Source organism: Streptomyces sp. NPDC001351 (assembly GCF_042896045.1).
In the GTDB taxonomy this organism is placed as follows: Bacteria; Actinomycetota; Actinomycetes; order Streptomycetales; family Streptomycetaceae; genus Streptomyces.
On the sequence record NZ_JBIAWS010000005.1, the window covers coordinates 76,937 to 89,563 of the forward strand.

Below are 12,627 nucleotides of genomic sequence, written 5' to 3' on the forward strand. Positions count from 1 at the left end.
AGGCGACGCAGGCTTCAACGGCGGTACGTTCCTCAGCGGTTCCGGCGCAGGCTGAGCCGGCGCATGCTCTGCCGTGCCTGTCGCGTCCACGTGCGGCGCGACTTCCCGTACTGCCTGCACTGCGGCACCCCGCGCCGGGGTGCCGCACCGACCTCGTTCGCCGCACCGCAACTGCGCGGCCTCGACGACCCCACGCTGCTCGTCGCGCTGACCGGCCCGGTCACCACGCTGGGCCGGGGCGAGGACAACGACGTGGTCCTGTCCGACACCAGCGTCTCGCGCCGCCACGCCCGCATCGTCCGCACCGCTGAGGGATTCCGGATCGAGGACCTGGACTCCTTCAACGGCACCGCCGTCCGCGGCGTCGACCTGCACGGTGGCGCGGCTGGCCTCGCCGACGGCACCGAGTTGTCCGTGGGCGACGTACGCCTGGTGTTCGAGCAGCCTCGCGACACCCGGATCGGCTCGCGCACCATGGTCGTCGGCACCCAGCTGACCGATCTGCCCACCGCCGGACAGACCGGGCAGCAGGAGGCCCCCGAGGCGAACGGCCCGCTCACCGCGCGCCCCCGCCGCCGTTCCGGCTGGGCCCTCAAGCAGATCCCCACCGAACGCGGCGCGCCCCGCTGGGTGCTCAGCAGCACCCGCACCGGCCGCTATCTGGAACTGGACGAGCGCCAGGTCTTCCTGTGGCATGCCGTCGACGGCGAGAACACCGTACGGGACCTGCTGTTCGCCTACGCCGACCGCTACGGCGAACTCGCCCTGCCCCGTATCGAGTCCGCGCTGGCCGCGTTCGCGGACGCCGGGCTGCTGCGTGGCCTGCCCGGGCGGCCGGAGGAGGAACGGCCGAAGGGGTGGCGGCGGGCGGCGCGTGCCGTCTACCGGGCGCTGATGAAGCTGGAGGTGTCCGTCCCCGGCCTCGACCGGCTGGTGACCGGGCTCTACCGGGCTTTCGGCTGGCGGCTGTTCACCCGGACCGGGGTGCTGCTCGCCTGGCTGTCGATGGCCGGCGGCCTCGTCGCGTTCTTCGCCGCGCAGGGCCGGCACCAGCTGCTGGACTTCGGCGGGGCGGGTGTGTGGGGCCCGGTCCTGCTGGCCGCCGGATACGTGAGCGCGCTGCTCGTCCACGAGCTCACGCACGCGCTGGCCGTGAAGTCGTACGGCCGCAAGGTCAGGCGCGGCGGGTTCCTGCTGATGATGGGCATGCCGTTCGCGTTCGTGGACACCAGCGACATGTGGTTCGGGTCCCGTTGGTCGCGGGTCGTGGTGGCCCTGTCCGGGCCGCTGTCCACGGCGGTGCTGGCCGGCTGGTGTGCCACGGGCGCGGCCCTGCTGCCCGCGGGGCCCGCCTCGGCCGTCCTCTATCACCTGGCCTTCGGCCTGTACCTGAACACCCTCTACAACTTCAACCCGCTGATGCCGCTGGACGGTTACCAGGCGCTGACCGATGCCCTGCGGGTGCCCCGGCTGCGCGAGGAGGCGAGCGCGTACTTCCGCACGGGCCTGTGGCGGGACCTGCGCGAGGGCAACCGGCCAGGACCCCGTCAGGCCGGCCTGGCCGCCTACGGCCTCGCGGTCGTCGTGGGCACCTACGGCTTCCTCGGTCTTGCCCTGCTGGCCTGGCGCTCCCGCATCGGCGACCTGATCGGGGACCGGCTGCCCGAACCGTGGCCCACGGTGATCGAGGCGGCCGTGGTCGCCCTGGTCGCCCTCCCCGTGTGGTCCGCGCCCGCGCGCTGGCTGCTGCGCCGGGCAAAGCGCCGGCGGGAAGCGCAGGACGTACCGCAGGGGGCCGGGATCCCCGCACCGGTGGAGAGGACCGTATGACCGAGGACACGCACCCCGAGGGCGGCTGGGCCGTACCCGGCTACGCGGCCGTCCGGACGCTCGGCGAGGGAGCCGGCGGCCGGGTCGTCCTCGCCCGGCACACCGCGACCGGCGTGCCCGTCGCCGTCAAGTACCTGAGTGAACGCCTGCGCACGGACCGGGAGTTCCTGGCCCGCTTCCGCGCCGAGGCCCGGCTGCTCGGCGAGCTCCGGCACCCGTGCGTGGTGCGGCTGTACGAGTACGTCGAGGCCCGCGCCGGTGCCGCGATCGTGATGGAGGCGGTGGACGGCGTCAGCCTGCGCCACCTGCTGCGCCGGCACGGGGCGACCGGCCCCGAGGCCGCGCTCGTCCTGCTCAAGGGCTCTCTGCTGGGGCTGGGCGCGGCCCACACGGCCGGGGTCGTGCACCGCGACTACAAACCCGAGAACGTCCTGGTCCGCGGCGACGGCACCAGCGCGCTGGCCGACTTCGGCATCGCGGTGCGCAGCGGCCGGGAGGCCGACGTCGCGGGCACGCCCGCCTATATGGCGCCTGAGCAGTGGAACGGCGAGCCGGCCGGCCCTGCGGCCGACGTCTACGCCGCGTCCGTGGTGTTCTTCGAGTGCCTGACCGGCCGACGGCCGTTCCCCGGCGACGACATGTCCGCCCTTCGCCTGCAGCACCTGCGCGCACCGGCCCCGCTGGACGACGTACCCACGCCGGTGCGTGCGCTGCTGCGCGCGGGTCTGGCGAAGGACCCGGCGGACCGGCCCGGCGTCGAGAGGTTCCTCGCCGACCTGGAACGGTCCGCCGTGGAGGGCTACGGCGCCGGCTGGGAGGAGCGCGGCCGCCGCCGGCTGGCCGAACTCGCCGCGCTGCTCGCCCTGCTGTTCCCGTTCACCACGACCGCGACGCTTGAGGGCTCGGCCAGTGCGCTGACCCTGCTGGACCGGCTGAAGCGCGGGGGATGGAAGGTGGCCACCGGTGGGGTGGCCGCGCTGGCGGTCGTCGCGGGCGGAGCCACGTACGCGACGGGCCGCCCGCACGAGACGTCGACGACGGTGGCGAGTTCGACCCCCGCACCAGTCAATTCGCCCAAAACACCTGGCACTTCACCCACCCCGTCCACTTCTGCGAGCAGCGCCCCGCCCACGGTCGACACCTCGCCCACCACCACACCCTCGAACAGCCCCTCGCCCTCGCCCACGCCGTCCACGAAGACGACCGCACCGGCCGGGACGCCGACCGCCGAGTCCTCCGGCCCGGCCACCCCCGGCACGGTCACCGTCACCATCGGTTCCTGGCAGCGTGGACAGAAACCCGGCACGCTCATCGCGGCGGTGACGGTCGAGACGACGGGCACCGGTCCGCTGACCGTCACCGCGAACTACTACGTCGACACACCGGCCGACCCGTATGGTTCGCAGTCCCAGGCGCTGTCCGGGAGCACGCGGTACGACCTGACCTTCGAGGCCGATTTCTCCAACCACCCGTGCCGGGGGACCTGGATGGTCTCGCTCAGCAGCGACCCGGCACCGGCGAACGGTCCCCAGACGGCCTCCCTGGACGCACCACCGTGCTGACCACTCTCCCGAGAGATCCGAGAGATCCGACAGATCCCAGAGACCCGGGAGATCCCAGAGACCCGGGAACCGCTCCCCGCCGCGACGAGAACGGATCGACATGACGACAGCCACCACAGTGGCCGGACGGCCCCTGTCCGGCTGGTCACGGGACACGCGCCACGGCACCTGGTACGCCCTGCTGCCCGCCCGGTCCGGCGAGCGCACCCTCGGCGCGCTGCGCATCGACCGCGCCCTGCTGGCGCCCGAGGGCACGCGCGAGCGCCTGGTTGCCGTGGTGCTCGCCACGGCGAAGCTCAGGCTGCCCGGGTTGCTGGGCACGGTCGACCTCGTGGCCGAGGCCGGTGAGGTGTGGCTGCTCACGGCCCGGCCGCCGGCGCCCACCCTGGCCGACGTCCTGTCGTCGGCCGACGGTCCTCGCCCGGACGCGGGCAGCGCCGCCAGCGTCCTCAACGAGACCGCGCAGACCCTCCTCGCCCTGCGCGCGGCAGGCCTGCCCCACGGCCCGCTCGGCCCCGACACCGTGGTGATCGCCCCGGACGGTGTCGCCCTGCTGGCCGAGGCGGAGCTGGGCGCGGTGCTGGGCGACGCGGCCGCCGTACCGGTGTCGGGTGACGCGCCGCGCGCCCACCGCGGGGCAGCAGCCTGGGCCGCCCTGGCCCGCACCCTCGGCGCCGCCTGGACGCAGCCCAAAGTCCCCGCGGCGGACCTGTTCGCCCGCTGTGCCGACACCGCCGAGTCGCAGGGGCTGGCGGCGGCCCGGGACGCGCTGGTCGCCGGACGCGCGGCGCTCCCGGCGGACTTCCTGCGCCGCACGGCGCTCCGCGCGGCGGCGGCCGCGTCGACCCCGGAGTTCGCGCCGCCGAAGGCACCGGCACCCTCCGTCGCAGTGGCCCATGCTCACCCGGCTCGGCGGACGGACCCTCACCCGGCGCCGAACGCAACCGACTCCGACCCACGCCCCACCGCCGCCGATGTCCCCGCTCCCGCACACGACCGCTCGTCCCGCCCCGCAACCACCGTCGGCCAGCCCGCCACGGCCCACGCCCACACCGCCGCACTCCCGGACCCGCGAGCCTCCCTGGCCGCCCCCGGCCTTCACCCTTCAGCCGCCGACCAGACCACCACGGTCGGCCGCGCTCACCGTTCCCATGCCGCGGACACCCAGGCGACCGTCCTCGGCAAGCGCAACCGTGTCGTCCTCCCTCCGGCGGAGGCAGGGGAGGACTCCGACGGGATCCTGCTCCGGTTCGGGCCCGGGGTCCCGGTGGAGGAGCAGGACATCCTGCGCGCCCGATGGCGGACCGAGGCAGCTGTTGCCGTCTCCCGCCGCTCGCGGCGCGGGCGACGGGGCTGGATCGTCAGCACTGCCGTCGTCGCGATCGCCGCCGTACTGCTCTGGCTGCTGCTGCGCCCGGCCCCCGCTCCCGAGGTCGTCTCCGTCCGAGTCGACGCCCCCGCAGGGGCGTTGCACTGCGGTCAGACGGCCGACCTGATCGGTGTCGTCACCACCGACGGGCGCGGCGGCCCCGTCACCTACCGGTGGCTGCGCGCGGACGGTCAGGACTCGGGCGAACTGGTCCGCACCGCCGACCGCGGTGAGCGCCGGGTCAAGGTGCACCTGCGCTGGACGGTCCGCGGTTCTGGCCGTTTTCGGGGGACCGCCCGCCTGCGGATCGCGCACCAGCCGGCCCCGATGGAGGCGAGCGCGAGCTTCACATACGTCTGTCCTTGAGGCGTGTGTCCTTGGGCATGTTGCCGGCGTGAGCCGCATCGCATCGGAGCAGGTGAGGTTGCTATGCAACGAGTTGCATAGCAGGATCGACGGCATGGCGCTCGAACACGCGATCCTGGTGTCGCTTCTGGAGAAGCCAGGCTCCGGCTACGAGCTGGCCCGGCGCTTCGAGCGGTCCATCGGCTACTTCTGGACCGCGACCCACCAACAGATCTATCGCGTGCTCAAGCGCATGGAGAACGACGGCTGGGTCGACGTCCGGGACGTCCCGCAGCAGGGCCGGCCGGACAAGAAGGAGTACTCCGTCGCCGACCTCGGCCGGGCCGCGCTGTCCTCCTGGCTGCAGGATCCGATCGAACCGGAGAGCGTCCGCCACGACCTGGCCGTGAAGATCCGCGGTGCCGCCTTCGACGACCCGGCCGCCCTGATACGCGAGGTGGAGCGGCATCGTCAGGCGCACCGGGACCGGCTGACGCACTATCTCGCAGGAGAGACCCGCGACTTCACGCCCGAAGCAGGCTCGGCCGGTCCCGATGCGCCGCCCGACGCGGAGCGGGAGCTCCAGCACGTCGTGCTGCGCGGCGGCATCGCGTACGAGCGAATGATGATCGACTGGCTGGACGACGTGCTCGCGACGCTGGCCCGGTTCCGTCCCGGCCGCTGATCGCCGCCGTTTCTTCCGATCCCCGCTCCTCCAGCCGTCCCACCTCACGTTTCCCACCCGTCCACCAGCCGAAAGGCGTCATCCCATGGCCGACCAGCTGCTGTTCAACCCGCGCATCTACGACCCCGCGCACTTCGACCCCGAGACGCGCCGCCTGCTGCGTGCCACCGTCGACTGGTTCGAGGAGCGCGGGAAGAGGCGGCTGATCGAGGACTACCGGACGCGCGCCTGGCTCGGCGATTTCCTCGCCTTCGCAGCGAAGGAGAACCTCTTCGCAACCTTCCTGACGCCGTCGTCCGCCGCAGGTGAGGGGGAACCGGACAAGCGCTGGGACACCGGCCGGATCGCCGCGCTCAACGAGATCCTGGGCTTCTACGGCCTGGACTACTGGTACGCCTGGCAGGTCACGATCCTCGGCCTCGGCCCGGTCTGGCAGAGCGACAACGCCGCCGCCCGCGCCCGCGCCGCCGAACTCCTCACCCAGGGAGAGGTGTTCGCGTTCGGCCTGTCCGAGAAGGTCCACGGCGCCGACATCTACTCCACCGACATGCTGCTCGAGCCCGACGGCAACGGCGGCTTCCGCGCCACCGGCTCCAAGTACTACATCGGCAACGGCAACGCCGCCGGACTCGTCTCGGTCTTCGGCCGCCGTACCGACGTCGAGGGCCCCGACGGCTACGTGTTCTTCGCCGCCGACAGCCGTCACCCGGCCTATCACCTGGTCAAGAACGTCGTCGACTCGTCCAAGTTCGTCAGCGAGTTCCGCCTGGAGGACTACCCCGTAGCGGCCGAGGACGTCCTGCACACCGGCCGCGCCGCCTTCGACGCCGCGCTCAACACCGTCAACGTCGGCAAGTTCAACCTGTGCACCGCCTCCATCGGCATCTGCGAGCACGCGATGTACGAGGCCGTCACCCACGCCCACAACCGCATCCTCTACGGCCGCCCCGTCACCGCCTTCCCGCATGTGCGGCGCGAGCTGACCGACGCGTACGTCAGGCTCGTCGGCATGAAGCTGTTCAGCGACCGCGCCGTCGACTACTTCCGCTGCGCCGGCCCGGACGACCGCCGCTACCTCCTCTTCAACCCGATGACGAAGATGAAGGTGACCACGGAGGGCGAGAAGGTCATCGACCTGATGTGGGACGTCATCGCGGCCAAGGGCTTCGAGAAGGACAACTACTTCGCCCAGGCGGCCGTGGAGATCCGCGGTCTTCCGAAGCTGGAGGGCACCGTCCACGTCAACCTGGCGCTGATCCTGAAGTTCCTGCGCAGCCACCTCCTCGACCCGATCGACCACCCCGACGTACCCACCCGACTCGACGCGGCCGACGACGACTTCCTGTTCCGGCAGGGACCGGCCCGCGGCCTCGGCTCGGTGCGCTTCCACGACTGGCGGCCCGCCTTCGACACCTACGCACACCTGCCGAACGTGACCCGCTTTCGCGAACAGGCCGACGCACTCTGCGAGTTCGTCGCCACGGCCGCCCCCGACGCGGAGCAGAGCCGGGACCTCGACCTCCTCCTCGCGGTCGGTCAGCTCTTCGCCCTCGTCGTGCACGGACAGCTCGTCCTGGAGCAGGCCGCCCTGACCGGCCTCGACGAGGACGTCCTCGACGAACTCCTCGCCGTCCTCGTACGGGACTTCTCCGCGCACGCCGTCGAACTGCACGGCAAGGACTCGGCAACCGAACAGCAGCAGGAGTGGGCGCTCGGTTCGATCCGGCGGCCCGTCGTCGACGAGGCACGCACGGAGCGGGTCTGGCAGCGGGTCGAGGCGCTGTCCGGCGCATACGAGATGGCCCCGTAGACGCGCCCTGCGGATCGACACCGCCGGTCGGGCCGCAGGTCGCGAGGCTGAGCTGGTGCAGCCGTACGTTCCCCTCGCCGGCCCGCACGATGCCCTCCGTGTGCAGCTCGTTCGGTTGTACGGCAGCGGCGACCTGGCGTCGTAGGAGTACGGCGCCTCGTCGCGCCCGGCCTGGTTCGGCAGCCCGTGACGGCGTTCCCGGAGGCGGTGGTGATCGGTATCGCGTCCGGTGGGCTGCAGGGCCCGTCAGGCGGGCTCCTCCCCGAGGTCCGGCTCCGTCGAGGCGAGAGCAGTCGCCGGGTCCTGGCAAGCCGCTCCGACGGGCACCCAGCGGCCCCGCTCCTTGCGGTATGGCCACCAACGCCCGTCCCGCCCCAGGCGCAGCTGGGCCGGTGCGCCGACGACCGTCCACCGGTTGCCGCTCGCCCGCAGCGACGGTCGCTCGTCCTCGTCCCAGTCCGCCTCGAGGGCGGCACGCGCGCGTGCCAGAGCCTCGCCCGAGACGGTCCACTCCTCCTCCAGCACGGACAGCGCGGCCGCCCCTCCGAGGCGCCACGCGCGCGTGGCGCGCGCCAGCGCCTGCCGGTCGCGTCCCGACCCGTCGGCCAGCCGGTCCGCCACAGCAGTCTCATCGGCTCCTGCGGCGAGGCGGACCGCATCCTGCGCGAGCGTCAACTCCGGCTCCGGGGCGGGCTGTTCGGTCCCAGGGCGGAGAGCCCCGGCGAGCAGGCGATGCGCCTCGGCGGCAGTGCGCGCGGCCAGATACTCCAGGGCGGCAGGGTCCACGCCCGGCCCGGGCGGGGCCTCGGTGTCCAGGGACGGCGGCATGCCGGGTGCCGTGGGCAGCTGCGGCGGGATGGGCAGGGGCGGCAGGATGCCGCCGGTCCGGTACGCCTCGGCGGCGTCCACACCCTCCGGTTCGGCCGACTCCTGCGCGGGCGTGGGTGCGGCGCTGCGGGCCTGGAGGTCGTCCAGCAGGGCCCGTTCGCCCCGGCCGCGGATCAGCAGCAGCACGAGGGGATCCTGGTCCAGCAGCCGCGCCACCTGGTAGCACAGCGCCGCCGTGTGCCCGCAGTGGTCCCAGGCACCGCAGTCGCACTCCGGCTCCAGATCGCCCGTGCCCGGCAGCAGTTCGATGCCCGTGGCCGCCGCGTCCTCGACCAGATGCGGCGGCATCTCGCGGTCCAGCAGCGCCGCGACGTGTCCGGCCCGCTCGACCGTCATGTCCAGGAACCGGTCCCACTGTTCGCCGTCCAGCTCCTCCAGCAGGACGTCGGCCCGGTGAGGCGTGCCACCGCGGCTCTGCACCACGGCAGTGATACGTCCCGGGTGTACGGACACCGCGCCCACACCCCCCGCGCGCCAGTCTCCGGCCCGCCTTGAGCTGCTGGGAGTCCAGCGCTGTGCCTTCCAGGGCCTTGAGCCAGGCCTGGCCCCACCAGGTGTGCGCGAACCCCCGCCCGTGCGCGGGCGGCAGCGCGGCGAACGTGCGCTCCATGTCCTGGTCGTGCCGGTTCATCGGGTGCCCCCTCGCAGTTCCCCCCGGTGTGCGTGCGCATCGGCACGCGCGCGTGAGGACCGGAAGCGCCGCCCGCACCGGCAGCAGAACGGCCGGAACCCGCACCAGCTCGACGCCGTCGCCGCCGGGCAGGACGACAGCCACATCCTCGGCGGACGCGGCCGCGTGAGGCGGAGGGACGCCGCCGTCGGGCCGCCAGAAGGCGAGCCGGCCGGTGCGGGCCGGGTCACCGGGCACGAAAACGGCGCAGCAGCGGGCCAGTTCGGAGATCTCGGACGGTGGTGCCGCAGAGATCCTCTGCACAGCGAAGCCGCATTCCTCAAATTTGACTACTGAGGTCGAGGCCGCCGAGAGTACAGCATTCGGCGAGCTACCGGGACATGGCCGGGAAGTCACCCGACCGTCTCGCTCATGGGGTGTTGTCAGCCCCCCGACGCACCACCGGCTGACCCCCGCCCGTACCCGGGTGATGGCGTCATGGTCGCACGGGGTCGTCGCTTCGTACGTTTCCTCAGGTCAGCCCGTTGCCCGAGAGAGCCGGAGACCGGACATGCCCGAGCCCACCACCGCCGTCGCCGAACCCTTTCGGGGAACGCGCGACGCACCGCCCGCCGGAAGCGAGTTCGCACCCCTCCTGCGCACGGTCCGGGGCCAGGGACTCCTGGAACGGCGCCGCACCTGGTACGCGCTCACCATCGCCACCAACGCACTCGCCCTCGCCGGCATCGTCACGGGCATCGTCCTGACCGGCGATTCCTGGTGGTCACTGCTCCTGGCACCGCTGCTCGCCGTGTTCGGCGCCCGCACGGCCTTCATCGGCCACGACGCGGGCCACTCCCAGATAACCGCATGCAAGTCGACAGCCCGGGTCATCGGCCTGATCCACGGCAACCTGCTCCTGGGCATGGGCTACGCCTGGTGGAACGACAAGCACAACCGCCACCACGCCAACCCCAACCACATCGACAAGGACCCGGACGTCGTCGCCGACGTCCTCGTCTTCACCGGCGCACAGGCCGAGCAGCGCTCGGGCTTCCGCCGCTGGCTGACCCGCAACCAGGCCTGGCTCTTCTTCCCCCTCACCCTCCTCGAAGGCGTCGCCCTGAAGATCCATGGCTTCCAGGACCTGCGCCGGCAGGCACCCCGGGAGCGCGCCGTGGAGGGCCTGCTGCTGGTGACCCACGCCGCCGCCTACGCCGCCCTGCTGCTCACCTCGCTCTCCCCGGGCAAGGCCCTCGCGTTCGCCGCCCTCCACCAGGCACTGTTCGGCCTGCACCTGGGGCTGGCCTTCGCCCCCAACCACAAGGGCATGGAGATGCCCGACCCGAACGGCGAGCGCTTGGGCCATCTGCACCGGCAGGTGCTCACCTCGCGCAACATCCGCGGCGGCGTTCTGACCGACTGGTTCCTCGGCGGCCTCAACTACCAGATCGAGCACCACCTCTTCCCCAGCATGCCCCGCCCCCATCTTCGGCTCGCCCAGCCCCTGGTGCGCGCCCACTGCCGGGAGTTGGGTATCACCTATGCGGAGACCGGGCTCGTCGACTCCTACCGGCAGGCCCTGCGTCACCTGCATGCAGTGGGGGAGCCCCTCAGGGCGGAATGACGGACAGTGTTCTCAGGGACGACTCGGGGTCGCACCTCAGGGACGTCTCAGGGTCGTGGTTCGGAACCGCGGGAGGCGCGGGCCCGTTTTCAGGACAGAGAGCGGCACAGGCCGCGAAGGAGGCGACGTACATGTCGAACAACGCGAAGATCGCCATAGGAGGTGTGGCGCTCGGGCTCTTCCTGTGGATCTGGCTGCCCTTCTGGGCGGTGGTCCTGATCGTCCTTGGAATCCCGACCGCCGCATACCTCACGCTGGACCCCTCGCAGCGGCGCAGGCTGCGCCGCATCACCCGCAAGGAGCTCGGCCGCTGAAGCACTACCGCACGGGATCGGCCCGGTCGGCCAGCGCGCAGGAGTCGACCACATCGCCGTCCGCGGGCCGTGCGACGGTATGGTCCGCGGGCGGCCGCGTGCCCCCTTCCACCCAGGAGACCAGCGCGTCGAACGCCGAGCGATAGCAGGGCAGGATCGGCCGCAGCCGGTCCGGATACGTGTCGTACAACCCGTCGACGTGCGTGCCGCCCTGGATCGTGTAGTAGCGGTGCAGAGCCCCCCGTCCGCGCGCGGCCACCATGCGCGCGTACACGTCCGAGTCGGTGGCCTTGGGCAGCAGCGCGTCCAGGTCGCCGTGCAGCGTGATCAGCGGTCGGCCGATGCGCCCCGTGAGCGCCACGCGGGCCACGGCCCGATGGACGGACGCGGGCCGCGACGCATAGTCGTACACCGCGTCGGCGGGGCAGGGTGACAGGATCTGCTCCGCGGTGCCGCCGGCGGACGGGCCGGGGCAGCCGGGGTCGTACGACGGGTCGAACTCGGCGCGGTAGATCTTCTGCGTGACGCCCCAGTACGCCTTCTCGTGATACGGCCACAGGAACTCCGAGCCACGCGCGAAGCCCACCGCGTACAGGTCCTCGTCCCGCGCCGAGCCCAGCATCCGTGCCACCGCCGTCGGCAGCGAGGTGAGCAGACTCGGGCCCTCCGCGGTCCACAGCGCGCCCTCCCAGTCCACGCCGCCGTCGTACAGCTCGGGGTGGTTCTCCAACTGCCAGCGGGTGAGATAGCCCCCGTTGGAGATGCCGGTCATGTACGTGCGGCGCGGTGCGTGCCCGTACCGCTCGGCCACCGCCCGCTTGGCGGCCCGGGTGAGCTGAGTGGTCCGCGCGTTCCACTCGGCGACCGCGTCACCGGGCCGGGAACCGTCGCGGTAGAAGTCGGCACCGCTGTTGCCCTTGTCGGTCGCCGCGTACGCGTACCCCTGGGCGATCACCTGGTCGGAGATCGCCGTGTCCGTCGCGTACTGCCTGCGCGTGCCGGGAGCGCCGGTGACGACCAGGCCGCCGTTCCAGCGGTCGGGCAGCCGGATCACGAACTGCGCGTCGTGCCGCCAGCCATGGGTGGTGTTGAACTGCGAGGAGTCCGGGAAGTAGCCGTCGATCTGCACCCCCGGCACCCCGGACGGGGTGCGGGTCGCCTTGGCCGTCAGCCCCGCCTGATCAGCCATGTCGGTGTACGGCGTGCCGGCGAGCCCGGTCGTGGTCAGGTCGGGCAGACAGGTGCTCTGCTGGAAGGCGGCGCCCGGCACGCGCACCCGCTCCTGGCGAGCACAGTGATCCCCGCCCACTGCCCTGGCCTGGGCGGGAGCCGGCCAGGTGAGGGCCGCCGCCACCAGGGCGGCGGCAGCGAGCGGAACACCGCGGGACGGACGCATGACGGACCTCCGGGGCAGGACGGCAGGGGAACGACGCCCGAAGGGGAGCGGGCGCCGAGGGCTGCCCCATCGTGCGGTCCGGCCGCCACCGCATCCATGGGCCGGGACCACATGGAACGCGCCCACCACATGGCGGCTCAGAACAGGGGGCCGCGGATGAACTGCCAGGCGAGGGAGGGAGATCGACGTAT

8 protein-coding genes and 1 pseudogene are annotated in these 12,627 nt (G+C 72.6%); 7 read left to right on the forward strand and 2 right to left on the reverse strand.

Annotated elements, in window-relative coordinates:
- Positions 1-90: 90 nt before the first annotated feature.
- The 5 genes from ACFY1U_RS19235 (at position 91) to ACFY1U_RS19255 (ending at position 7,601) form a co-directional block, all read left to right on the forward strand.
- On the forward strand, positions 91-1,830 hold the full coding sequence (locus tag ACFY1U_RS19235) for an FHA domain-containing protein (RefSeq protein ID WP_390695301.1): 1,740 nt from the start codon (positions 91-93) through the stop codon (positions 1,828-1,830).
- Positions 1,827-3,392 (forward strand): serine/threonine-protein kinase, encoded by a 1,566-nt coding sequence (locus ACFY1U_RS19240; RefSeq protein ID WP_390695302.1) that lies wholly within the window; start codon positions 1,827-1,829, stop codon positions 3,390-3,392. The genes ACFY1U_RS19235 and ACFY1U_RS19240 overlap by 4 nt, the downstream gene beginning before the upstream one ends.
- A gap of 100 nt (positions 3,393-3,492) precedes the next feature.
- Positions 3,493-5,127 (forward strand): hypothetical protein, encoded by a 1,635-nt coding sequence (locus ACFY1U_RS19245; protein ID WP_390695303.1) that lies wholly within the window; start codon positions 3,493-3,495, stop codon positions 5,125-5,127.
- 94 nt (positions 5,128-5,221) lie between these two features.
- Complete coding sequence (locus ACFY1U_RS19250) at positions 5,222-5,791, forward strand: PadR family transcriptional regulator (RefSeq protein WP_390695304.1); 570 nt, start codon at positions 5,222-5,224, stop codon at positions 5,789-5,791.
- An 85-nt stretch (positions 5,792-5,876) separates the two neighbouring features.
- The gene (locus ACFY1U_RS19255; protein WP_390695305.1) at positions 5,877-7,601 is read left to right on the forward strand and encodes an acyl-CoA dehydrogenase family protein; all 1,725 of its coding nucleotides are present in this window, start codon (positions 5,877-5,879) and stop codon (positions 7,599-7,601) included.
- A 246-nt stretch (positions 7,602-7,847) separates the two neighbouring features.
- Here ACFY1U_RS19255 and ACFY1U_RS19260 read toward each other — a convergent pair.
- Positions 7,848-9,120, reverse strand: a pseudogene (locus ACFY1U_RS19260) (SWF or SNF family helicase).
- 550 nt (positions 9,121-9,670) lie between these two features.
- Here ACFY1U_RS19260 and ACFY1U_RS19265 point away from each other — a divergent pair.
- A complete protein-coding gene (locus tag ACFY1U_RS19265; RefSeq protein ID WP_390695306.1) occupies positions 9,671-10,726 on the forward strand; it encodes an acyl-CoA desaturase in 1,056 nt (351 codons plus the stop codon).
- A gap of 131 nt (positions 10,727-10,857) precedes the next feature.
- On the forward strand, positions 10,858-11,040 hold the full coding sequence (locus ACFY1U_RS19270; protein WP_030931554.1) for a hypothetical protein: 183 nt from the start codon (positions 10,858-10,860) through the stop codon (positions 11,038-11,040).
- A gap of 4 nt (positions 11,041-11,044) precedes the next feature.
- On the opposite strand, the gene ACFY1U_RS19275 is transcribed toward ACFY1U_RS19270, so the two are convergent.
- The gene (locus ACFY1U_RS19275) at positions 11,045-12,436 is read right to left on the reverse strand and encodes a tannase/feruloyl esterase family alpha/beta hydrolase (RefSeq protein ID WP_390695307.1); all 1,392 of its coding nucleotides are present in this window, start codon (positions 12,434-12,436) and stop codon (positions 11,045-11,047) included.
- Between the last annotated feature and the right edge of the window lie 191 nt (positions 12,437-12,627).